This is a genomic window from Tychonema sp. LEGE 07196 (genome assembly GCF_963890365.1).
Classification (GTDB): domain Bacteria; phylum Cyanobacteriota; class Cyanobacteriia; order Cyanobacteriales; family Microcoleaceae; genus Microcoleus.
On record NZ_CAWPRX010000087.1, the window covers coordinates 30,433 to 54,330 of the forward strand.

The window sequence follows — 23,898 nt, forward strand, 5'->3', positions numbered from 1 at the left end:
TAATTGGGAATTGGTCAAACAGGGTATTTGAAACCAACAGTCAACAGTCAACAGACAACAGTCAACAGTTAACAGACAACAGTCAACAGTCAACAGTTAACAGTTAACAGACAACAGTCAACAGTCAACAGTCAACAGTCAACAGTCAACAGACAACAGACAACGAACCAATAACAAATGATAGAAGTGACGGCAATATCTGCACAAGCAGCGGCTCTGCTGGTTCACTACGGCTTTGACCTAGGTGGCAAAAAAGCCGAAAAATTGGCGGGTGAATGGCTGACCAAGTACCCCGGCTACTGGCTGCGTTTAGCAGTGGTTGAAGCGCTTTATCAAGGGCGCTACAAAGCTGTTTCTGTCGATCAGCTATTGAGTATGTGGCACCGGATAGGAGAACCGCTCTATCATTTTAATCGCGAGTTTGAACGCTTAGTCTGCAACAATTTTCCTCAAGATTTAAACTTTGAAAAAGAGCCTAAACTGCCGCAGGACGGTAGAGTTTTATCGATCCCCGCACCGGCAGTCAGTGTCGCAGAGTTAGATTTGCTTGCGCCGTCAGAGCCCGAAATCGATCGCGCGCCAGATGCAGAAGTCCCGAACATAGAAGTACAGGAAACAGAAAAATTACCCGATCGCGATCGTACAAAAGAAAATCAAGAAGTTGTAGTATATGAAGACCTAGCCCTTACCGCCCTCGCCGATAAAGCCGAGGTCGATCGCTTTTTACCCGACAAACCTGTGACAAAATCATTCCCAGTTGTCAAACACACTGATTTTCACACCAAGTTAAAAGCCATTGCCCTCAAAGGCCCAATCAAAAAGCGAGAAAGCAGAAAGAAAGTGTAAATTTTGGGCATTGGGCATGGGGCATTGGGCATTGGGCATGGGGCATACCTCATATCAAATCCGGTAGCATCGGAATGATTCAGATATATATTCTCGGACTCTGTGTACTCTGTGTTCTAATAAGGTTAAATCACCTGACGATACAAGCGGAAACGATATCACTACGCTTGAGAACCGCTATAGCAGATTCATCAGTGGGGTAAATCTCTGATTCCTCAATTATTCAATTGTTCAATTGTTCAATCGACCGAAAGTTAACTTTTCGCACTTACTCCCATCCGAATTTCCGAACAAAAAGATGCCTGTTGGGTACCGTTAGCTTGCTTAACAACGCTAGTCCGCAGCCGCAGATTGGGCATGAGATACCACAGCCTTTCTTCGGCGCGGACAGTATCTGATTCTGTAATCAATGTCAGCACATCGTCATCGCCCATCACGTAGCGGGCGTTTCCCTTCTCTTGCAACACTTGACCTTCCCTAGGATTGTCGGGATTGGGGACGATCGCTAATATTGTAGAACCAATTTGTTTAGCTTGGTTGCGATCGGGAATACCGTCCCAAGAAATCCGAACGCCCTTTAGCTGAGTTGAGGTAGGGTTAATCGAGTGTTGTTGGCAAAGTTTGACAACTGCTGCATCGCTAGCTGTCACCATTTCTATTTTGAGGTCAGATTTACCAGCCTGCAATTCGCCAGACTGAAGATTGTGTACGGTACGCTGGGAAAACCATTTACCTGCACTTAACTCAAAAAACTCGATAACATCCATAAAACTTGTCTCTAAACTTAAATACTTCTTTATTTTCGATCGCCACGGGCGTGCTATAAACTCAGAAACCCGGTTTCTGCCTGCGTACCTAGCGGTTAAACCAATGATTTTAGCCGATCGACCAGGTTTAAGAGTGCAAGCGCCACTCTATATTTTAAAGGAATAGGGCGCGCCTGCAAAACTTTCCGGGATTTGGGCCAAGCAGATTGCAGGTTTGGTTGAGGTACGAAACCCCACCGGGCGACAGCAGGCTGATGCAGCCGAGTTGACAGAAAATTAGATTCGGCATCGTATTGCGCTAAAAAAGTCTTATTCGCGTATCCAATAGGATTGTGGTACCTTAAAAAATTGAGCTTTGAGAGTGTTAGCCGATCGACAATCATCATTCCCATACCAGCTATATTAAGAAAAACAACGATATATGTCAGGTTTTGTCGATCGGTAGATTTGGCGCTGCAGAGTTGAATTTTTACGGGCTGCGGTTGATAGTAATCGCACTCATTAAAAATTCTCAAAGCAGACACGGACTCAAACACCCGCGATTCATTGAACCATCAGCCTCATCAAGGGCAGTAGCCCGGTAGCAAATAGCCTTCAAATATGTCATCCTAAATAAACGAGAAAAGATTCTCGATAGAGTTTCCAGCAACGTGCAGCTAGCGATCGTATACATTTAAAAAAAAGACATCACCAAATTTATGAGCGAGTTTACGGAAGGGCTGGACACAATGCAGTCTGCAGAACAGACACACTGTCTGGAAAAGCTGCCAAATCAGCTAGCAGCGACTTCAGACTCAGAAAAATTATACAGCTTACTAACAGATTACAAATTTATTGAATCCAAGCTGTCAGCATCAGGAGTACAAGCCCTAATAGAAGATTATGATTTAGCAACAAATTCTGATACTATTACAGATCAAAAAAACGCAAATCTCAAGTTAATTCAAGAAGCAATCAGACTTTCTGCCCACATTTTAGCCAAAGACAAAAGCCAACTAGCAGCGCAACTAATTGCCCGCTTAATGCGCTTTGAAACCCCCGAAATTAACAAACTCCTAACCCAAGCAAAACAGCAGAAAAACCCCTGGTTGCGACCCCTAACGCCCAGCTTTACCCCTCCGGGCGGCAGATTGCTGCGTACCCTCACCGGACATACAGACTGGGTACAAGCTGTAGCTGTTACCCCCGACGGCAAGCGGGTAATTTCTGCATCCTCAGACCACAATCTCAAAGTTTGGCACTTACAAACAGGAGAAGAACTTTTCACCCTCAAAGGTCATCTTACCTACGTCAATGCTGTAGCTGTCACCCCAGACGGCACCAAAGTCATTTCCGGTTCTTGGGACAACAAGATTAAAATTTGGGATTTAGCAACAGGAACAGAAATATTAACATTAGCCGGCGATACTTTTGCAGTAGAAGCAGTAGCAGTAACTCCTGACGGCAAGCGAATAATTTCCGGTTCCTGGGACGGCAGCATACAAGTTTGGGATTTGTCAACAGGGACAGTGATTTTCAACCTGAAAGGTCACAGCAGTTTTGTCCAGTCCGTAGCAGTAACTCCTGATAGCAAACAGTTAATTTCCGGTTCGGGAGACAACAGTATTAAAGTCTGGAACCTAGAAAAAGGACAAGAACTTTTTACCCTCACCGGACATACAGATTGGGTGAAATCAGTAGCAGTAACTCCCGACGGTAAACAAATAATTTCCGGCAGTTATGATGGCACTATCAAAGTGTGGAGTTTGTTAGAAGAAAAGCTACTTTTTACTTTAGGAGAACACAGCAGTTTCGTCCAAGCAGTAGCAGTCACTCCCGATGGAAAACAAGTAATTTCGGCAGCCGGCGACAAAACCCTGAAAGTTTGGAATTTAGAAACAAAAGCAGAACTTTTTACTTTTACCAATCACATCGCGCCCGTGAATGCTGTCGCTGTTACCCCCGACGGGAAGCAGATAGTTTCTGGTTCATCGGACAAAACCCTGAAAGTTTGGCGCTTAGAAACAGGCAAAGAAAATTTATCACCTGCAAGTCACGATGACTGGGTAAATGCTGTAGCAGTGACGGCGGACGGTACTAAAGCGATTTCTGGTTCAGGAGACAACAGAATTAAAGTCTGGAATCTCAAAAATGGGCAAGAAATTTTTACTATTGGGGGACATCAAGATTGGGTAAAAGCGATCGCAATCACAGCAGATAGCCAGCGAATAATTTCGGGTTCCGGCGACAAAACCGTGAAACTTTGGGATCTAGAAACCGGAACCGAAATCTTGACTTTCAGGGGCCATACAGACTGGGTAAATTCTGTAGCTGTTACGCCTGACGGAACGATGGCAATTTCTGGTTCTGGAGACAAGACTATTAAAGTTTGGAGTTTAGAAACAGGAGACGAACTTTTTACATTTTCAGGTCATACTGACGGGATAAAAGCTGTAGCAGTTACTCCCGACGGAAAACGTGTAATTTCGGCGGCCGGCGACAAAACTCTGAAAGTTTGGAGTTTGGGGAAAGAAAAGAATATTTTGAAAAATATGTGGAATGTAGTCGTCAAAAATCAACTTTTCACTCTCAAAGGTCATGAGAGTTTTGTGAATGCTGTGGCAGTTACAACGGATGGTAAATGGGCAATTTCTGGCGGGCGAGAACCAAATTTGAGAGTGTGGGATTTGTCAAGTAGAAAAGAAATTTTTACTTTGACCGGTCATGGGGATGCGGTAACATCTGTGGCGACTTTGGGAAATAAGGTGATTTCGGTTTCCGATGACAATACTCTGAAAGTTTGGGATTTGTTGAGTCGAAAAATAGTTGCTAGTTTCAGGGGAGATAGTGCTTTGAAAGCTTGCGCTATTGCACCGGATGGGGTGACAGTTGTGGCGGCGGAAGCTTCGGGACAAGTGCATTTTTTGAAGTTGGAAGAGGGAATTGGTCATTAGTTATTGGTTATTGGTTATTGGTTATTGGTTATTGGTTATTAGTCATTAGTCATTAGTCATTAGTCATTAGTCATTAGTCATTGGTTGTTGGTTGTTGGTTGTTGTGCCGATCGCACTTTTGTTAAAATTTAAAAGTGCGATCGCCCTTTGCCCCAATCCAGTCTACAATTATTCCGGGTCAATACCCATCGAGCGCAGTCTTTCCGCTAAGACAGCAGCCCAAAATGCGATCTTTCTCAATACAATAGCCTATTCATCTTGCTCTCTCCTCTCTAACTCCGCGCCCTCAGCGCCCTCTGCGGTTCATTAAAAAAAAATCTCAATCAACATCAAAAACAGGGCAGACACCGCCCGCCCCAGCCAACTAACGCCTCTGCAACTTCACCCCACGAATAGAATAATCCAAAAGCTCGATCGGGTGCATCAAAGTAACAGCCTTACCCTGCAACTCCAAATGCTTCTTAATTTGCATAGAACAACCAGGATTAGAAGAAGCAATCAACTCCGCCCCAGTATTCAGCAAATTCTCCACCTTCTGCACGCCCAACTCATCAGCAATTTCCGGCTGCAACATATTGTAAACCCCCGCGCTACCGCAACACAAAGCAGCATCCACAGGTTCTTTTAGCTTCACACCAGGGATTTGTTGCAACAACTGGCGCGGCTGCAAACTAATCTTTTGTCCGTGCAACAAATGACAAGCATCCTGATAAACAATTGTCAAATCTCCCTCAATCAAAGGATTGAGTTTCGCCGTAATGCCCGCACTTGCCAAAAACTCCTGCACGTCCTTAACATTGGCCGCAAAACTCTCAGCTTTCTCCCGATATTCCGGGTCATCAGCTAAAATGTGACCGTATTCCTTCAAAGTATGACCGCAGCCAGCAGCATTAATAATGACAAAATCAACATTAGTATTTTCAAAACTGTCAATCATTTGTCGCGCCAAAGATTTCGCCTGTTCAGCCTGTCCTTGATGTTCCGGCAAAGCAGCACAGCATCCCTGACTTTTCGGAATTACAACCTCGCAGCCGTTAGCCGTCAAAACACGCACCGTAGCCTCATTAACCGGCGAGAACAACAACCTCTGCACGCAACCTAAAATCACGCCGACTCGATAGCGTTTCTCCCCTTGTGCTGGAATAACTTCAGGTAAATTATCCCGAAAAGAATCAACTGTTACCTCCGGCAAAATAGATTCCATCGCCGCCAAGCGAGGAAATACTTTTTTCAGCAAACCTGTTTTACGAATTAGTTTTGGCAGTCCTAATTTTTGATAAACAAACAGCGGTACAAGCAAAAGCCGCAACCTGTGAGGATAGGGAAAGAGATTAAAAATCAGAGTACGAATTACATTGTCAGAAAAAGTGCGTTCTTGATTTCTAGTAACTTGGTGGCGAGTTGCAGAAATTAGCTTGTCGTATTGAACCCCAGAAGGACAAGTTGTCACGCAGGCCAAACAGCCCAAACAAGTATCAAAATGCTGCGAAGTTGCTTCGTTTAAAGGTGCATCGCCTTCGTTAATTGCATCCATTAAATAAATGCGGCCTCTGGGCGAATCCATTTCTTTGCCGAGTACGCGATAACTCGGACAAGTTGACAAACAAAAGCCGCAGTGGACGCAAGTATCGATTAATTTCGGATCCGGCGGATTGTTAGCATCGAAACCTGGAATTTCGAGGGTTTCTAAGTGGGGATTTTGGGCTAGGAAATTACTTTCTTTAGCGGGCCTTAAATCGTCGCTGGGAGTTGGAGATTTTTCTGAAGTTTGCATATTTGAAGGAAGAGGGAAGAAGGAAGAAGGAAGAAGGAAGAGGGAAGAGGGAAGTTCGGCAACGGATTATGTAACGGATGTAACGGATGTAACGGATGTAACGGATGTAAGTCCGTCGGAAAAAGGAAGAAGGAATAAGGAAGAGGGAATAAGGAAGAGGGAAGAAGTAATATAATGGGTTTGCTAAATCAAGAAAAATCTAACTTTTAGAGAAGTTTCTAGATACGAAGTCTACATCAGTCAATTAAACACAAACTCTTCTCTTATTTTCTTCTCTTTTCTTCCTTTGCGCTCTTTGCGCCTTCGCGGTTCGTTAAAAAAAATCAGGTACAAAAAAGACTTAGAAAGGGATTTAAGAAGGAGTGAAGTCTTCACTGCGAACCTTTTAATAGAAAGCGATTTGGACTCAAAATATTTTCCGGGTCAAACTCTTGTTTGATGCGGCGCATTAGATCGATCGCACTTCCAGTATAGCCCCAAACATCTAACCCTTGCTTGATATTGGTCGGCGCTGCCAAAACAGTCAGAAAACCGCCATTAGCTTCGCACCCCCTGCGTACCTGCAACAGCGTATCAGGAGTCGCCGTCTCAAACCGCAAAACCCCCAAACCGCTGCCGGCATGAATCAAAGCGTCCTGTACCGGCAACTCATTAATTGCCTTGACAGCTTCCGACGGTCTGATGCCTATTTTACAAATAATTGCTGAATCATTGGCAGAATTCCACATTGTTTCTGACAATCTTTGCCATAATTGATCCTCATCATTACCGCCGCAGCTAGTACCTTGCAAGCCCAACTTTTCGCCAACTTCCCGCAAGCGGGCTGATTGTTGTTTAACGCTTTCGGCGATACTTTGAAACCTTACGATTAATCCGGAACCTTTACCCAAACTCTGTTTTTCTACTAACTGCGGCGACAGCAAATCAACGGCTGTCGGAGTCAAGGCAGAGGATAATAAGATTTGAGCAGCTTGGGCTAAAGCATTAGTTTCCCCAGTCAATATTACAGTTCCCGATGATTCAGGTAATGGATAAACTCGGAAAGTTACTTGAGAAATGATGCCCAAGGTGCCGTAAGCACCGGTAAACAGTTTCATCAAGTCGTAACCGGCGACATTTTTAACAACTCGACCTCCGGCTACAGCTATTTTACCGTCCGATCGCACAAAGGTGATTCCCAACAACAAATCGCGCACCCCCCGATAGCGGTGCCGCAGAGAACCCGCACTAGCAGTAGCGACAATCCCGCCCAGAGTTGCCTGTTGGGGATATGCTGGATCGATCGGCAAAAATTGACCTGATTTACCTAAAATTTCCTGCAAATCGGCAAACTTCATCCCCGCCTCCGCCGTCACCGTTAAATCGCCCACAGCGTGTTCTACAAGGCGATTCAGGCGCGCCGTACAGACTGCCGCGATCCCCCCTGCCCCCCTTAAGAAAGGGGGTTCTGAAAGCCCTGCTTCCCCCTTTTTAAAGCGAGGTTCTGAAAGCCCCCCTTGGTAAGGGGGGTTGGGGGGGTCTAATTTAACCAAACCCCCCCAATCGAGTTTGCTGCCACTCCCTGCCGGCAAGACGGCCCAGCGATTTTGCCGAGCACAAGCAATCACGGCCGCGAGTTCTGCCTGAGTATGCGGGTAAACAGTGCAGTCTATTGAAGTACCGGGGGCAATTGCTTTTTCTACCCGATTTTGCCAAACTGCCTCTGTGTCTTGCCACAAACAGATGGCAGCAGTGCCGACAATATTTTCTAATTCTTGTGTGGTAACGTAATTTTCGGTAGAGAAAGATTTCATGAAGGTTATCAAACGCCCGGTAAAAAAATAATTACAACACTGCCTAAAACCATTAAATATTAATACGGGCCCGATATTCAAAACATGAACCAACAAATGCCTCAAAACCGACTTTCTGTAGGAATTACCGGTCTCAACGAAGTGATTGGCGGCGGGCTGATTGCTCAGCGCTCTTATCTGGTGCGGGGCGGCCCTGGCACCGGCAAAACTACGCTGGGCTGGCACTTTTTGACCGCAGGTATGGCTGTGGGTGAAAAGCCCCTGTTTATTACTTTAGGAGAACCGGAAGCGCAATTGCGCGCCAATGCCGAAACTCTCGGTTTTGATATCGAATCGATGGCTTTCCTCGATTTGAGTCCCTCCTCGGAATTTTTTACAGAAGTTCAAACCTACGACATTTTCTCCCCGTCGGAGGTAGAGAGAGAACCCACTACACAAAAGATTATTGAGCGAGTCCAAGCTGTCAAGCCTGCTCGGGTATTTTTGGATGCGATTACTCAATTTCGCTATTTAGCTGCGGATGAGTTTCAGTTTCGCAAGCAAGTTTTGTCTTTTCTGCGGTTTTTGGTGGAAGGGGGGGCGACGGTGGTGTTCACCTCCGAAGGCACGTCAAGTGCTCCCGACGACGATTTGCAATTCATCAGCGACGGAGTAATTTATTTGGAATTGCTGACAGAAGGGCGCACTCTGTCTGTCACCAAGCTGCGCGGTTCCAACTTCCGCAACGGCCGCCATTCGCTGCGCCTGACTCAGGCTGGTATGGAGGTATTTCCGCGACTGCTGCCGGACAACTACCAACAGGATTTTGTGGCTGAACCGATTTCTGCTGGGATTCCTGAAATGGACGAACTGTTGCACGGGGGGCTGGAACGGGGGACTGTGACGGTGATTACCGGGCCTAGCGGTGCGGGTAAAACGACGGTGGGAATTCAGTTTATGAAGGAGGCTGCAGGAAGGGGGGAGCGATCGGTAGTTTACATTTTTGAGGAGTCAATGTCTACTCTGCTGCACCGCTGCGAATCCGTTAACATCCCGGTTGGCGCGATGATTGCGGGGGGAACTCTTTCGGTGATACCCGTGGAACCTTTGCTCTACTCGCCCGATCAGTTTGCTGCTATGGTACGCCAAGAAGTGGAGCAGGAAAAGACGCGGATTGTGATGATTGACAGTGTTTCTGGCTATCAGCTTTCGATGCAGGGGCAAAATTTGGTGAACAATTTGCACGCTTTGTGCAAGTATCTCAAGAATATGGGAGTTACCGTAATCTTGATTAATGAGGTAGAAGAGATTGGTGGAGATTTTCGGATGACCGAGATCGGGATTAGCTATTTGGCGGATAATATTCTGTTGATCCGCTATCTGGAACGCCAACTGCATAATAGAACAGAAATCCGCAAGGCGATCGGAGTAATTAAAAAACGAGTCAGCAATTTCGAGAAAACTCTGCGAGAACTCGATATTACTCGCTACGGTATCAAAGTCAGCAAGCCGATACGGGGGCTGCGCGGGATTTTGAGCTCTGCGCCGGTGTGGGTTGAGGGGGAAGTGGATGAAGATTGAATCGGGGTTGAAATGGTTCTGGATCGATCGATCTCAATCGGCGGTTTGGCGGTCGAAAATTTAGGCATTAAGTTGACAGACGGCCTTGTTGATTGAGAGGGATTTTTCCTGAAGTACCCGGACGCTAACTTAAGTATAAAATCTCCTACGGCATCAGCCTTATTCCGAGGAAGCTGACAGATGACTGGCAATTCAATAATTTTAGCAGTTGACCGCAATCAGCGAAACTTGGAGCTTTTAGCACAATTTCTTAACAAAGAAGGATACCAGATGCTCGCGGCTTCTAGCTTTGAAGATGTGGCGCGAGCGATCGGTCAGCCTGCTAAAATCGGGATGGCTTTAGTAGATATTTCTGGTTTCGATAGCCAGATTTGGGAATGCTGCGAACAATTGCGAAATCACGAAATCCCTTTTCTGATACTTTCGCCCAAACAAAGCGCGGCCATTGGACACGAAAGCTTCTCCCGCGGTGCTCGGAGTATATTGGTAAAACCTTTGATCGTTAGAGATTTGCTATCCGTTGTTCACAGCTTGCTAGGAGAACCTGCGTGAGTCGAATTTTATTGCTTGTAGAACAGAAAGAAAATCGCCGCTTGTTATTAGAATGGCTGGCAGTTTACTATGAAATATTGCTACCAAACTCACAAGAAAATATTGACGATTTTTTAGGGTTAAATCAATCTTTCGATTTGGCGGTAATTGACGGTCAGGCTCTGAAAAATCACTGGCAATGGGTGGCAGCGCAAAAACAGGCAGAATACCCTCTATGTTTGCCTTTTCTTTTGATTACATCTCGCTCGGATGTAAAGATGGCAACGCAATTTATTTGGCAAACTATTGACGATCTAATTATTGCTCCGGTCGAGAAAATAGAATTGCAAGCGCGGGTGGAAATTTTGCTGCGATCGCGCCAGTTGTCTTTAACTCTCAAATTGTCTCACGACCAACTCGACCGTACTCTGCAAACAGCCCAAGAACTCAACGAGATGAAAACATCTTTGTTGCACATGATTGCTCACGACGTTCGCAATCCTTTGAACTTCATCCTCGGCACTACGCAAGTTCTTACTAAATACAAATCGACATTAACAGATGAGAAAACACAAGAAATGCTAGACAAAACTCAAGCAGCAGCAAAAAGCATCGATAGGTTATTAGATGACGTTTTGCTGCTAGACCGCTCTGAGTCGGGAAAAATTGCGTTTTGCTTGCTACCGCTAGACTTAACAAAGTTTTGTAATGAGTTGGTAGCGGAATTTCAGAACAGCCTGAAGTTGAAGCCGCAGATTGAGCCGGTGACGCTGGTTTTTGTGAATCACAGTCAATCGGCGATGGCTTGTTTGGAGGAAAGTTTGCTGCGGTGCATTCTCAGCAATTTGCTATCAAATGCTATTAAATATTCTCCTCCAAATACTCAAGTAGTTTTTGAATTAAGAGTTACTGAGGTTGAGGTAATTTTTTCGGTACAGGATGCCGGAATTGGCATACCTTTGGCAGACCAAGAACGGCTGTTTGATTCGTTTTACCGCGCGACAAATGTGGGTATAATTCCTGGTACTGGACTGGGGCTGAGCATTGTTAAAAAATGCGTGGACTTGCACGGTGGCGAAATTGTGTTGAGCAGTGAAGAAGGTGTCGGGAGTACGTTTACGGTAAGGCTGCCGATCGCCAAAATTGAAGAAGAGTAGATGATTCGGCGGTTGAAACCGCCAGAAAGTCAAACGATGTCTGCCTACGCCGACTGGTTCGTAAAGAAGATACAAAACCCGGATTTTCTATAACAACTATAGCCATCCTAAATGAGTCGTAAACTTTTTACCCCACCCCAACCCTCCCCGTTCTAGGGGAGGGAGTAAGAAATTTACAAATGATTTAGGATTGCTATAGCAACTAGCAACTGACAACTGACAACTAACACTAAATCTAGGTAACATACTCCCTTTATGATGGAACCGCGAAGACGCTTTAGGCTTTCGCCGCGCGTCATATCAAATCCTCTCTTCATCGGAATGATTCAGATATATATTCTCGGACTCTGTGTACTCTGTGTACTCTGCGGTTAAACCATTCCGATGCAAGCGGAAACGATATCACCGCTAGAACGCGAAGAGAAGAGGAAATAGAAAAGTCAGAAGATACAGGAGTTGGAAAGCTCGGATTTGGTATTAGTTATTATTCTGATACAACATTGTGTGACTGCAATCAAAGTTCTACGGGAGCAACGGCGCTCAATAATTCTTCTAGGATAAACCGCAGCAAGGATTGAGTTGCTAATATTAAACCCAGTCGGGCTTGGGCGAGTTTTGGTGTTTCTGTTTTAACTTCGCCCCAAATCCGACATTGGCTGTAAAAAGTCTGAAATGCTTGGCTTAAATTATTAGCTGTTTTGAGATAATTGACTGGTTTTTGTTGGATACAATTATTTTGAAAAACTGGAGATAAATTGTCTAGGGCTGTGATTAGTTGCGAAATTAAAGTACGATCGCCCGGATGTACTAACCGCAGTTGTTGGCTGCTGTTGAGCCAGGGTATGGGATTTGGCTGCGCCAGCGACCAAATTTGCGGTGCTTTAGCGACATCGGGCTGCGCGATCGAAATTAGGCGATCGCGGTGGGCCATTCGCAGCAGGGAACAGCAGCGGGCGTGGCTGTACTGAATCGGAAACAGCCGATCGGCTGACACAACAGGAGATAATATGCGAGATTCTGGGAGTGGGAGGGAATTTTGAGCTAAACGCTGCAACCAGACGGCTAAACCTGCATCAGTCAGCTCCAGCTCAATTATGCCCGCCGGTGCAACTTTAACGGCAAAATCTGGCTCGCACAGCGGTTTGAGAGTTTCGACCAACTCGGCGGCGATCGCCTGCGGTGTCTGTTGCCGAGTTTTAGCCAATTTCAGGGCGATCGCACAGACGTACAGCACCCCGGCGCTATCTTTACCCCGATTTAACGGAATTTGGGCGAGTGTCTCCTGCTGGGCGATCGCGCCCTGCAACCTTAAGAGCAAAAAACACTTCACTGTAACTTCGGGGCACTGCTCCATATTTGGTGTATCCATATCGGCCCATCATTAGGTAAAAATTACTCTCTGAGTGTTACCGCTGACGCTGTTGTTGTAAGTTAAACTGCTGATATTACAGATGAGCGATCGGCTCGCCCTGACCGGCTACATCCAATTAATCGGCGTTTGAGCGATTTTTGGGCTACATAACAATAATTTACGTGAAACTCTTTGCTGAACTATACCATTTTCATGTATTTTTTGCTACATTAAATTTTAGGTAAAACTGAAAATAATCAGCACTGTTAAGAAGCGTGCAAGTTCGATCGGGGGTTGGTTGTCTCACTTTGTATCACAATGCTGGCAGAAGCTGTTTTTCTAACTAATTAAATATATCCCAGAGCCTCACTTATGCAATCAACTTCCACACATCTAGAGACGATCGATCGACCTTTTATCACTTGGCAGCGAATTATCGACTGGGCCCAGGAACACTACCGCTGCCGGACTTTTAGCAAAGACGAAAAGATTCCCGCCAGACCCGGACTGCTTTATTTAGTCCAGAAAGGTTCTGTGCGGCTCGTAGGTAGCGCTCAAGTTAGCGTCGGGGCGAAGCCGGGGCTAAAATCCGCTCGCAAAACTACAGAAGAAGCTTTTTTGGGCTTCGTCGGCGCGGGTCAACCTTTTGAACTGGTTGCTCAGTCTCCGTTTACTCTCCAAGCTTTCGCTCATGCCGATCAAACTCACGTAGTGTGGATGTATTGGCACGATTTGGATAACTGGCCTCACTTCCGCCGGGAAATTTTGGATGCGTTTCGCTACCAGCACCAGCGGAAACTCCTCTGGCTGAGCACTTTGGGACAGCGCCGGACGATCGACCGACTGCTGGGTTTTCTCACTTTGTTGATCGAAGAGTTCGGCGAACCTTACGTAAGTGAGGCAGAACCGGATGTGGTTCGGGGCTACAGGCTGCCTTGGGTATTGACTCACGCTCAAATTGGCAGCGCTATCGGCTCAACGCGGGTGACTGTGACGCGACTGATGGGCAAGTTGCGATCGAAAGGTTTAATTAATACTGAGGATGACAATTTAATTTGTTTGCCGACTAAGGCTAATCCCCAAAAAAGTAAAAATCAAAAGCAGGATGTAGAAGCATTCCTCGAAGACGATATCGAAGATTCTCTGGAAGACGATATCGAAGATGATATCGAAGATGATATCGAAGACGAGCTCGAAGATTTTTGATAAAATCTTCCGGGCCAATGTCAGCAAACAGCGTTTAGCTATTATATCAACCGCACCAGACGGCGGGGAAGTTGTTCTCGCATTGCACGCCGATGCCGTCGATTGCTTCTGCTTTGGTTCTAAACTAAAGCGTTATTTTGCGACGAAAATTCAAGGCTTTCTTCCGTCTTGTTTCTTCCTTCTTCCATTTCTCTTGTTGTATCTTTTTACCCGAAGAACAACTAATAGAGTGTAGCCGAAGGAAGCCGAAGCGAGCTTTCTTCCTGATTACTGATGACTGATGACTGTTGACTGTTGACTGTTGACTGTTGACTGTTGACTGTTGACTGTTATTTGTTATACCATTTTTCTAAAATCGTGCAACACTCTTCGACCCCCCTTAGCCCCCCCTTGTAAAGGGGGGGGACAAGAACACTGTTGCATTCTTTTTTGAAATTGGTATTAGTTGTTATTTGTTATTTGTTATTAGGAATTGAGAAGTGGAAATTGGGAATTCGTAGCAAGTAACCAATAACCAATGACTAATGACTAATGACTAACGACTTCTTCGGTGTACGATGAATTGTGTAAACTTTTCCCGTTCTCCAAAGGTGCGACTGACAATGACTGATGACAAGCAAAATTCTCCAATTCCGAACAATCAGCAACGGGTGGTATTCTGCGATTTTGACGGCACGATAACTGTTGAAGAAACTTTTGTGGCAATGCTGAAGCATTTTGCACCGGAATTGTCGTCTCAACTAATGCCGGAAATGTATGCAAGAAGGCTGAGTTTGCGATCGGGTGTGCGGCAGTTACTAGAGTCTATTTCTTCGGAACGTTACGGGGAAATTGTGGATTTTTCTAGGGGACAACTGATGCGGCCGGGATTGGTGGAATTGCTGGATTTTTTGGACGAGAAACAGGTGCCTTTTGCGATCGTTTCCGGCGGTTTGCGGATTATGGTAGAGGCGGTTATGGGTGATTTGGCACACCGGGCGATCGCTATTTACGCCGTGGATCTGGACTCTAGCGGCCCTCGCTTGCAAGTCAATTCTGAGTTTGAAGGAGATGCAGAATTGGTGTCTAAGGTGCGGGTGATGGGGCTGCACCCGGCAGAGGAACAGGTGGCAATTGGAGATTCGCTGACGGATTTTAATATGGCTTTGCAGGCTTCGTCTGTGTTTGCGCGCGATCGGCTTGCCGAGTATCTAGACGAACAGCAAAAGCCTTATACTAAATGGGATAATTTTTTTGACGTGTTGGAAAATTTGTCCCAGAAATGGAGTTGAAACTATAGCCTTTCTCAGGTGAATTAGATTCTCTTGGGCATTGGGCAAACAGGGCATTGGGCATTGGTGTTTCCTGTTCGTAGAAGGGAATTGTGAATTACTTTCTTCGTGCCTCACTCTGCGGTATGTGTATTGGTAAGGTGCACATTGTGCATCTTACATTTAAATAGGCTAGCGCAATTCTGATTAACGTAAAAGCTGGATAAAAAACTGAGGATTTGCAAAGAATGAGTGGCGATTTGAGACGGGATTTAATTGCAGCAGCCAAACATTTTTACGATCGCGGTTGGATGGTGGGGACTGCTGGCAATCTTTCGGCCCGCTTACCAGATGGTAGTTTTTGGATTACTGCTAGTGGTCGTGCGAAAGGGCAGTTGACTGAAGTAGATTTTATCAGAATGAGCTCCGAGGGCGCGATCGTCGAGCAGCCTGTTCCCGACAGCCGCCCTTCCGCCGAAACCAGCATTCATTTAGCTGTTTACAATAGTTTTCCAGACGCTAAAGCTTGCTATCACGTCCACTCCATCGAAGCAAATTTAGTTTCTCGGCTAACCGAAGGCGATGCAGTGCCTTTACCCGCGATCGAAATGCTCAAAGGTTTGGGCGTGTGGGAGGAAAACCCCCAAGTGGCGATACCCCTATTTGCAAATTATTTGGAAGTGCCTAAGATAGCCAAGGAAATCTGTGAATACTTTGCCATTTGTGCACCATCTGTACCAGCTTTATTAATTCGCGATCACGGCATCACAGTCTGGGCAGACTCCCCAGCCGCCGCCTACAATTACGTAGAAATTGTAGAGTACATTTTTCGATACACGATCGCAGCCCGCCAATTAAATTTAGATTTGAAATATTAGATATGAATTTAGGAAATTCCTAAACGCAAAATCTAATATATCTAGGGTGTTTCGGGTGTACCTTACCGCTAAGTATCGTATCAAACACTTTTGATTTCAAAAGTGTAGCCAACAAGCAAATATCCAAAAAAGGAAACAACAATCATGTCTAAATATAACAGAGTTTTATCCATAGACGGAGGCGGAATCAGAGGAATTATCCCCGCACAAGTTGCAGTTAGCATCGAGTCAAAGCTGCAACAGAAAAGCGGCAACCCAGATGCGAGAATAGCTGACTATTTCGATTTAATCGCCGGCACGAGTGCGGGAGGAATTTTAACTTGCATCTATTTATTTCCCGATCCCAAAAATCCCAGCAGACCTCGGTGGTCTGCCCTAGACGCTGTTAATTTTTCTATCAACAGCGGCCGCGACGTTTTTAAAAGTTCATTTTGGCAAAAAGTTCGCTCTATAGACGGTTTGATCGATGAGAAATATCCCAGCCCTCCGTTAGAAGAATTCTTTCGGAAAAACTTTAGTGATTGCCAACTCAGCCAACTGCTGAAACCTTGTTTAATTTCCAGTTACGACGTGGAAAGAAGAAAAGCTAATTTTTTCAACCAAATGGATGCGAAAGAACATCCCGAAGCTGACTATTTTATCAGAGATGTTGCCAGAGCCACATCTGCCGCTCCCACTTACTTTGAAATTCCCAAAATTTACTCTTTGACAAACGAATGCTACGCTTTAATTGACGGGGGAGTATTCGCAAACAATCCGGCACTTTGCGCCTATGCGGAAGTGAGAAATAAATTCACATTTTCCGACGATCGCCCAGAGAGAGGCCCGACAGCAAAAGATATGGTCATTTTATCTTTGGGGACGGGAGAAGCTCAGAAAAAATATCCCTACGAAGAAGTGAAAAATTGGGGTCAAATTGAGTGGGTTGAGCCTTTGATTAATATCATGATGACGGGAGTTGCTGAAACTGTAAATTATCAATTGCTCCAAATTTATGATGCGATTGAAAGACCAAATCAATATTTGAGAATTACTCCTGATTTGAACCACGAACCACCGCTGCGGATTGATGATGCTTCGGAAGAGAAGATATTGGATTTGGTGAGAATTGGCAAGGAGCAAGCCGAAAAGCATAACGAAGATTTGGATAAGTTTATCGACTTGTTGCTTGCCGAGTAGACATAAAATTTTAGATTTTGGATTTGAGACTTGAGAGTTGACAAGTGGGAAAAACTGATGATGACCACAAAACTAATCAGTCTCAATCTAAAATTTAAAATGGTATAACCTACCAACGGCAAGGCTGGCAGACTAAAAATATGTTGACAAATCGCGCAGTAATTGCTGTAGAATTGGGTAAGTCTCTATTTAGCAATGCTTTGCCCTGCTTGTAATTAATCGCGAGCTGTCAATAATATCGTTTCTGGTTGCATCGGAATAATAAAATCGAGTCAACAGTTAACACTCAACTATTCAGTTTTTCGACCCGCCAGTCAACAGTCAACAGTCAACAGTCACCTGACGGTGCAACCGGAATTGATATAATTGGTTAAAAAATACCAAGAAAAGCGCGATCGACATTTAGATGAAACCTTCAATAACAGGTGGTTTCAGCGGTTTTTAGTGACGCTGTTCCTGGGCGGCCAAGTGCTGCTGCGCGTCCTGCAATTCAAAATTGACCGCCGCAAAATCATGGAACATTTAGTAACAGTAGGCCTGGATTCTTTGCGTTCAGTGTTGCTAATAGCCTTTTTTGCGGGCATGATTTTTACCGTTCAGTCGGCGAGAGAATTGATTCGGTTTGGGGCGGTTGGGGCGGTGGGAGGTGCTTTTGCTCTGGCATTTTGCCGGGAATTAGCACCGGTTTTAACGGCGGGCGTGGTGGCGGGACAAGTAGGTTCGGCTTTTGCTGCGGAAATTGGAGAAATGCAGGTGACGGAACAAATAGATGCCCTGTATATGTTGAGAACAAATCCAGTTGATTATTTAGTAGTGCCGAGGGTGATAGCTTGCTGCATAATGCTACCGATTTTAACAATTTTTGCGGTAGCAGTGGGGATTTTGGGCGGGCTGTTTGTGGCGGCTTTTTTTTACGAGTTGGAACCGTCGGTATTTTTGGAATCGGTGCGGACTTTTTTGGGGCCTTGGGATTTAGTAACTGTGGCGATTAAGAGTTTTATTTTTGGGTTGATTATTGCCCTTGTCGGTTGCGGTTGGGGGTTGACAACGGCGGGCGGTGGGAAAGGGGTAGGTCAAGCTGCAACGGCGGCGGTGGTGACTTCTTGGGTGTTTATTTTTGTGGCGGATTTCTTTTTATCGCTGTTGATGTTTCACGAATTGGGAATTACGAGAAGCGGGTAATTGTTGGTAGAAGAGTCGGCAGTTGAAACGGCGTCTCCACAGACGAAACCCGGAGGGTGCGTGGGTTGAGGAAATAACTACAGAAATTAAGTTAGTAGTGAGGATTTTAGTTTTTATTCATGGCGCAGGAATATCAGGAATATAAGGAGGGCGATAGACTCGAATTGCTTGAATGGGAACTGTGCCTTCTGTTTCAGGAATGATTTCAAGAATGTGTTTGGAGTTGCTCAAATTCTGAGCTAATGTTGTAGGATATTCGCGGTTGGAATCTGCAATTTGTGGCGGAATGTATGAATCTACAAACATCGGCTTAACTTGCCAGGAAATCTCAAAGCCTTTTGGTGTAGGCTTTTTCGAGTATTCGTAGGCATTTTGCAGCCACCAGTTTTTCGGTTCAATGGCGATGCGGCCAGATTTTGAAACGAACATTTTGTCGTTTGTACCGCTGCCGTCGTAACCTGTTTTGGAACCTGTAACGTCAAATTTAAACTTGCTGGAGTCGCTGTTAATTTCGGTAATTACTGCTTTCCAATCTTCGACGATTAGCGGTTTTTGACTGGATATTTGGAGAATTGCGGGCCAACCGACTCCCAGACTAGCGCTGGGTCTGGTGATGGTGTAAAGTTCGGGAAATTCTGAGGGTTTTTTGCCGTCGATCGCAATTTTAGCAGAAATCGCGCCGCCGTTGAAGGTTTTATCGGCGATCGCATCTATCCGATTTCCTTCAAACTCTAAAACCAACTTGCCATCTTGCCATTTAACATCAGTACCAACTGTATAGGTTTTGACTAAATCCTGCGGCGGTTGAGGAGAACTTGGGTTGTACCGCAGGTGCGGTTTTATCAAAGCAGCTAGGAGAAAATTACCCCAATCGTTGAGGTGAATGCTGTCGCTCAATAGCTGTTTTGGTTGCAAGCGATTGTCTTGCAAATACCTGCGCCAAGGTTCGCGAATTTCTGCGATTTCGCAGCCGTATTTATTGGCCAATTCAGGCAGCCATTTAGTAGAATGAGTATTGTGCCATTCATATCCTTTGACTTCTTCTGGATTATCGCTGCTGTCACCTGCGGGCAACCAGTTTATGTGGTCGGAATGCAAGAGTATTTCGCTAGCAGTGCGGCTGCGGACATTGGCAATTATCGCTTCGTAATCTTCATCGCCTCCGTAGACGTGGAAAATTAGCAAATCTGGATAAAAAGGATACAAATCGTGTTCGCTGGGACGGATTAAAATCGGCGCTGCAAATCCTCCGATCGCCCGATTTTCCACAATCAAATCTGCATAGGGAAATCGCTGTTTCAAATCCTTTGCTACATCTTTCCACCAATCTTGCTCTGTGATGGATTGACCGTAAAATAGAATGCGTACTTGGCGGCGTTCTGTGGGAGTGCTGGTGGCAAGCAACCGCATTGTCCTTTGAATCCTGGCTCCCAAATTAGGATTGTTTGCCACAGGAGCGGGCGGGGGAAATGGCGTTTCGGCAGTTATTTTTGGGAGTAGGGGGACTAACAGGAAGCTCAGACACAAACAAAGCAGCCACAAGTAGCGATAAATCTTTGATTTTTTGCTATTTCCCTGCTGTTTTGCCATTGTTTTATTTTTCCGTTCTGTAAAACTTATTCATAACTACCAACCGTAGCTGTAGGGTACGCTGCGGCGCACCTTCGGAAAGCTGTGCGGCCCATGAAAATGCGTTGTTACAATGCGCTGTACGGTAGATGACAATGCGCGCTTAACGAGTTGCTTTTTTTCTTCTGTCTGCTATATTACCAAGTTGAGCGTGACAAAAGATGATATAATGCCAGCTAATTAATTGCAGGAGATCGATCGCACATCCAATGGATTACAAAACAGCCCGCAGTTTTCTGATCGACCAAGGAAGCGCCCTCCAAACTAAAAAAAATCCCGATGCCTTCCTGATGCGCCTCAAACAAGGTCAGCCACCAGTACCCGGACAGGTGACATCGATTTTATTAGCTTTAAAAATATTGTTTGAAGGCCTGCAAGAATCTCCCATGCTCGACCGGCAATTAATCTCCGCACTGCATTTACTCTCAGTAGAAAGTTTGGAGCAATTTGAAGCCGGACTCCGCAAAGGAGTTTCTTGGCCCCCGCTGCTGAAAGAAGATTTAAGTCGAATTGCGATCGCAGTCAAGAATATTTTTGCCGGAGTGTGGCAATAGTTTCGCTCAGTCAAATCGGGATCTTTCACAATTAAAATTGTCAAAATCTACTCGCGAAAACTTTCCAGGGATGCCAAAAGAGCCGGCAGTCCGGCCAGGGAGGCAGATACCAAAGCCTCATCTTTGTAAACTCGCGATCGCGCCCTGCCAATACTTTGATACCGTGAGGCGACAGAGCCTCGCATTTCCGAATCTCCGGTTTCAGCCGGCCCTAAATTTTTGGTTTTTCGCGTCAGATTAAACATAGCAGCATCCTCAATTAATCTCTAGATATGCGCCCGTGAGATTTCTCATGGCTTGCTCAATATTTCTATTGTTACGCAAATTTTTAATAGAGATGAAACCGTGAAATAATTATTCACGATAGACAGGGATCGAGCTAAACTGCATAACAACTCTTATTAATTTGTTACAGGCTGCAGTTGTTTAAGCCGATCGCCCGCAGCGCCACAGCAGGAACCAAAATCGCTGATTTCGCAAAAAAAAACTCAGATAAATGATGCTAACTCTCAGTGCAGCCACCGTTATAGCTCAAATCAGACCCGACATCCAAAATTTGCCCGATGGAGACTATCGCTACCGAGACTCATTTGCGCTCGATCGACCTTTTCGAGAAATCCAATTTCGCAAACGAGATAAATACATCACCGGTAGCGACTCCGACAAACGCACCGGAAAAAGCTACTGTTTTCGGGGAATCCCGCAGCACAACAGCATTACGAACATCACGGTAGCGATCGGTATTTCGCCGAAAACAGCACAAAAAACCGAGTGGAAATTAGCACCGGGAAACCCGATTAATTTCGATCGGCTTTATCCGCTACAAGCTGGGCCGGGATTAGAATTATACAAATGTCTGACCGCATTTTTACCGGAGTTAAAAAAATCATGAACGAGTCAATGTAACCTAAGAACCAGCATTTTCCAATTCTTCCCGCAGCATTTTTTTGTAAACTTTCGGCAAACTAGAACTCATAGAATTGTTCTCAATGCCGTATCCCAAACTCGTCCAAGTTCCCGAAAGCATCCGCAAAACATCAGTTAATCTTTCCTGCCGCAGCATCTGTGAAATATCAGCTTTCCAAAACTTGCGATCGCTCAACCAAGCATAAACCACAGCATCCTGATATTCCGGTTCAAAACTGTAATCTTCCCAGAATAAAAAATTAGCGCGACGGGCGTGATAGCGCTTCGCTTTCTCCTTCCAAGTTGTAGTCAAAAATTGATATCTGCCCGCCGCCGTAGTACACTTACCCCGATTCGGGCCGTTAACAATTCTCACGCATTTGTCTGGATGGCGGCTCAAATCCAATACATATTTGCCGCCGTAAATAACGTGATAAGGTCGAGAAACATTTGACTCGCTAGCAGAAATAGTACGCATCAAAGCTCGAATGTAAGGATCGCCAGTTTTCATAGCCAGCGGTGGCATTTGTCTCACCTCGCTTGCTGACTGCGAAAACGGCAAATTTCCCCGCAAATTGGCAACAAAAAAAACACTGCCGCCGATCGCAGCCCCGATTAAAAGTATAAATCCGAGGATTTGAATTTCCGATCGCCTCAACAAACCAGTTTGGCGGCGGCCCCATTTCTGGGCTTCCAGCAAAGTCATTTCCATGTCCGCAATTTCGGCTAATTTTCTTGCCAGCCGCCTCCGGCGCACCCGAAAATCGTATTGATATAGCGGCGCAGCTAACAGCGTTAAACTCCATAAAACCCCCGCCAATTTGACCAGCCAGAAATCGAATTCACCCGCAATCGCCACATTTGTCAGAGTAGAGATTCCTGCGAACAATTTAGCCGGATCGATCGCGCGCGCGGGCCAATAAAAAATCGCCAGTTGCAGCAACAGCGCCAGATTAAACGCAAAAAAAAGCACTACAACAGCATTCAAGCCTTCTCGCAAGTGCGATCGCATACCAGTAAGCCCGCGCTTGAACTTGCGTCCTTTCCCCTTGGGGCCAGGTAGCATAATTAGTAACGGATTTAAGATTTTGACGGCGAAAAAGTGAGCGACAAAGAATAAAGGTAACTGAATCAGCCAAGCCGCCAGCAGCAGAGTCAGAAAGCCAATTTCATCGCTAGCGAAAGGAATGCCCCTGCGAAGGATAAAACTAAAACTCTGGGCGAGAGCAAATGCCCTTAACCACGAAATCGGATAGGGGAACCAAGCTGGCCACTTGAGAGTTTTCATGCTGGGAGAGGGAAATTTCAACGGCGGATGATAAAACTATTAAGATTTTGTCAGATTTGGCGATCGAAAAATTGCTGCAGGGTGCAAAGCGTCGATTTTAAATTGGAGATTTTAGTTTGCGTAGGGTGCGTCAGCCCAAATTTTTGACTCAAATCAAATTATTGTCGCTCTGACGCACTCTACTAGAGGCGTAGGGTGCGTCAACCCAAATTTTTGACTCAAATCAAATTATTGTCGCTCTGACGCACCCTACCCCTCATATGAGATATCGATCGAGCGATGGAACAATCGAACAATCGAACAATCGAACAATCTCTCAATCCCCCAATCTAAAATCTAAAATCTAAAATCTAAAATCGATTGACGCACCGAACCCAAACAAGCTTAATTCAATCAAACCACACCGGCAAACAACTCCTCAAAACTCTTTTGTGGGGCATCCGGCTTCGCCACAATTTCCACAATCTTGTTGCGAGAAGCCGGCTCAAACAGCGCCTCCACGCAGACTTGAGCTACCTTAGTGCGGGGAATGCTGTTCTCAAACAGTGTATCCGCACTCCTCATGACGATCGCATCTGAATTATCCTCATTTTTGAGACCGCCCGGTCGGACGATCGTATAAGTCAAGCCGCTTTTTTGCAAATACTCCTCCGCCTGTTTTTTCCACACCAGAATCAGCCAAAACAGATTCAGCGGGTGAAAAAACTGAGAAACGCACAGAGAAGTCACCAGCACAAAATGCTCAATTCCCTTAGCCTTAGCTGCCTCCACCAAATTTTTAGTACCCTCAAAATCCACCTTGTAAGGCCCTGTCGGGTCAAAACCAGGGGCCGCCCCCGTCGCGCACAGCAACACCGTACTATCGCCGATCGCAGCTCCCAGAGAAGTCGCATTTAATACATCCCCGGTCACTAACTCAGCCTCCGGTGGTAAAATCTGTCTAGCCGTCTCCAAATTTCGGACTAAAGCGCGCACGGGAATGCCCCGCTTGACCAATTCTGTGACAATTCGGCGGCCAGTCTGGCCTGTGGCTCCTGCTACAAATGCTTTCATAAGTCAGGTTATGCTGTTCTTGGGTAAATTTTGTTGCAATCTATTTCCCAATTGTAGGGAG

The 23,898-nt window shown here is 45.6% G+C and carries 22 protein-coding genes; 13 read left to right on the plus strand and 9 right to left on the minus strand.

What is annotated here, in order from left to right:
* The first annotated feature begins 177 nt into the window (after positions 1-177).
* On the plus strand, positions 178-846 hold the full coding sequence (locus AACV78_RS10825) for a hypothetical protein (RefSeq protein WP_194009975.1): 669 nt from the start codon (positions 178-180) through the stop codon (positions 844-846).
* 254 nt (positions 847-1,100) lie between these two features.
* Here AACV78_RS10825 and AACV78_RS10830 read toward each other — a convergent pair whose 3' ends face one another.
* Complete coding sequence (locus tag AACV78_RS10830; protein WP_194009974.1) at positions 1,101-1,613, minus strand: phycobiliprotein lyase; 513 nt, start codon at positions 1,611-1,613, stop codon at positions 1,101-1,103.
* A gap of 95 nt (positions 1,614-1,708) precedes the next feature.
* The gene (locus AACV78_RS10835) at positions 1,709-2,137 is read right to left on the minus strand and encodes a hypothetical protein (RefSeq protein ID WP_194009973.1); all 429 of its coding nucleotides are present in this window, start codon (positions 2,135-2,137) and stop codon (positions 1,709-1,711) included.
* Between the two features lie 174 nt (positions 2,138-2,311).
* Here AACV78_RS10835 and AACV78_RS10840 point away from each other — a divergent pair, with 174 nt between their 5' ends.
* Positions 2,312-4,546 carry a hypothetical protein gene (locus tag AACV78_RS10840; protein ID WP_194009972.1) on the plus strand — a complete coding sequence of 745 codons (2,235 nt, stop codon included), beginning with the start codon at positions 2,312-2,314 and terminating at the stop codon, positions 4,544-4,546.
* Between the two features lie 364 nt (positions 4,547-4,910).
* Here the strand turns inward: AACV78_RS10840 and AACV78_RS10845 are convergent, their stop codons facing one another.
* Positions 4,911-6,221, minus strand: a complete 1,311-nt coding sequence (locus AACV78_RS10845) for a (Fe-S)-binding protein (protein ID WP_339383581.1) — start codon at positions 6,219-6,221, stop codon at positions 4,911-4,913.
* Between AACV78_RS10845 and AACV78_RS10850 the strand changes: the two genes are divergently transcribed.
* On the plus strand, positions 6,199-6,495 hold the full coding sequence (locus AACV78_RS10850) for a hypothetical protein (RefSeq protein WP_339383582.1): 297 nt from the start codon (positions 6,199-6,201) through the stop codon (positions 6,493-6,495). The genes AACV78_RS10845 and AACV78_RS10850 overlap by 23 nt on opposite strands.
* A 196-nt stretch (positions 6,496-6,691) precedes the next feature.
* On the opposite strand, the gene AACV78_RS10855 is transcribed toward AACV78_RS10850, so the two are convergent.
* The gene (locus tag AACV78_RS10855) at positions 6,692-8,113 is read right to left on the minus strand and encodes an FAD-binding oxidoreductase (RefSeq protein WP_194009970.1); all 1,422 of its coding nucleotides are present in this window, start codon (positions 8,111-8,113) and stop codon (positions 6,692-6,694) included.
* 84 nt (positions 8,114-8,197) lie between these two features.
* On the opposite strand from AACV78_RS10855, the gene AACV78_RS10860 reads away from it, so the two are divergent.
* The 3 genes from AACV78_RS10860 (at position 8,198) to AACV78_RS10870 (ending at position 11,361) form a co-directional block, all read left to right on the plus strand.
* Complete coding sequence (locus AACV78_RS10860) at positions 8,198-9,673, plus strand: ATPase domain-containing protein (RefSeq protein WP_194009969.1); 1,476 nt, start codon at positions 8,198-8,200, stop codon at positions 9,671-9,673.
* Between the two features lie 180 nt (positions 9,674-9,853).
* Positions 9,854-10,225 (plus strand): response regulator, encoded by a 372-nt coding sequence (locus AACV78_RS10865; protein WP_194009968.1) that lies wholly within the window; start codon positions 9,854-9,856, stop codon positions 10,223-10,225.
* Entirely contained in the window at positions 10,222-11,361 is a 1,140-nt protein-coding gene (locus AACV78_RS10870; RefSeq protein WP_194009967.1) for an ATP-binding protein, read from the plus strand. The genes AACV78_RS10865 and AACV78_RS10870 overlap by 4 nt, the downstream gene beginning before the upstream one ends.
* Positions 11,362-11,875: 514 nt before the next feature.
* On the opposite strand, the gene AACV78_RS10875 is transcribed toward AACV78_RS10870, so the two are convergent.
* Complete coding sequence (locus AACV78_RS10875; RefSeq protein WP_194009155.1) at positions 11,876-12,730, minus strand: DALR anticodon-binding domain-containing protein; 855 nt, start codon at positions 12,728-12,730, stop codon at positions 11,876-11,878.
* 354 nt (positions 12,731-13,084) lie between these two features.
* Between AACV78_RS10875 and AACV78_RS10880 the strand changes: the two genes are divergently transcribed.
* From AACV78_RS10880 to AACV78_RS10900, 5 genes are all read left to right on the plus strand, one after another.
* Positions 13,085-13,918, plus strand: coding sequence for a Crp/Fnr family transcriptional regulator (locus tag AACV78_RS10880; protein ID WP_194009156.1), 834 nt, complete (start codon positions 13,085-13,087; stop codon positions 13,916-13,918).
* Positions 13,919-14,520: 602 nt separating this feature from the next.
* On the plus strand, positions 14,521-15,189 hold the full coding sequence (locus AACV78_RS10885; protein WP_194009157.1) for an HAD-IB family phosphatase: 669 nt from the start codon (positions 14,521-14,523) through the stop codon (positions 15,187-15,189).
* A gap of 227 nt (positions 15,190-15,416) precedes the next feature.
* Positions 15,417-16,046 (plus strand): methylthioribulose 1-phosphate dehydratase, encoded by a 630-nt coding sequence (gene mtnB / locus AACV78_RS10890; RefSeq protein WP_194009158.1) that lies wholly within the window; start codon positions 15,417-15,419, stop codon positions 16,044-16,046.
* A 144-nt stretch (positions 16,047-16,190) separates the two neighbouring features.
* Entirely contained in the window at positions 16,191-17,225 is a 1,035-nt protein-coding gene (locus AACV78_RS10895) for a patatin-like phospholipase family protein (RefSeq protein ID WP_194009159.1), read from the plus strand.
* 366 nt (positions 17,226-17,591) lie between these two features.
* Positions 17,592-18,407, plus strand: a complete 816-nt coding sequence (locus tag AACV78_RS10900; protein WP_194009160.1) for an MlaE family lipid ABC transporter permease subunit — start codon at positions 17,592-17,594, stop codon at positions 18,405-18,407.
* 117 nt (positions 18,408-18,524) lie between these two features.
* Here the strand turns inward: AACV78_RS10900 and AACV78_RS10905 are convergent, their stop codons facing one another.
* Positions 18,525-19,997: an SGNH/GDSL hydrolase family protein gene (locus AACV78_RS10905; protein WP_194009161.1), complete on the minus strand. Its 1,473-nt coding sequence runs from the start codon at positions 19,995-19,997 to the stop codon at positions 18,525-18,527.
* Positions 19,998-20,245: 248 nt separating this feature from the next.
* Here AACV78_RS10905 and AACV78_RS10910 point away from each other — a divergent pair, with 248 nt between their 5' ends.
* Positions 20,246-20,590 (plus strand): Dethiobiotin synthetase, encoded by a 345-nt coding sequence (locus AACV78_RS10910; protein WP_194009162.1) that lies wholly within the window; start codon positions 20,246-20,248, stop codon positions 20,588-20,590.
* Positions 20,591-20,637: 47 nt separating this feature from the next.
* On the opposite strand, the gene AACV78_RS10915 is transcribed toward AACV78_RS10910, so the two are convergent.
* Positions 20,638-20,835 carry a hypothetical protein gene (locus tag AACV78_RS10915; RefSeq protein WP_194009163.1) on the minus strand — a complete coding sequence of 66 codons (198 nt, stop codon included), beginning with the start codon at positions 20,833-20,835 and terminating at the stop codon, positions 20,638-20,640.
* Positions 20,836-21,086: 251 nt separating this feature from the next.
* On the opposite strand from AACV78_RS10915, the gene AACV78_RS10920 reads away from it, so the two are divergent.
* The gene (locus tag AACV78_RS10920; protein ID WP_194009164.1) at positions 21,087-21,482 is read left to right on the plus strand and encodes a hypothetical protein; all 396 of its coding nucleotides are present in this window, start codon (positions 21,087-21,089) and stop codon (positions 21,480-21,482) included.
* 15 nt (positions 21,483-21,497) lie between these two features.
* Here the strand turns inward: AACV78_RS10920 and AACV78_RS28720 are convergent, their stop codons facing one another.
* Positions 21,498-22,208, minus strand: coding sequence for a glycoside hydrolase family 24 protein (locus tag AACV78_RS28720; protein ID WP_370528829.1), 711 nt, complete (start codon positions 22,206-22,208; stop codon positions 21,498-21,500).
* A gap of 969 nt (positions 22,209-23,177) precedes the next feature.
* Positions 23,178-23,837: an NAD(P)H-binding protein gene (locus AACV78_RS10930; RefSeq protein ID WP_194009165.1), complete on the minus strand. Its 660-nt coding sequence runs from the start codon at positions 23,835-23,837 to the stop codon at positions 23,178-23,180.
* Positions 23,838-23,898 lie beyond the last annotated feature (61 nt).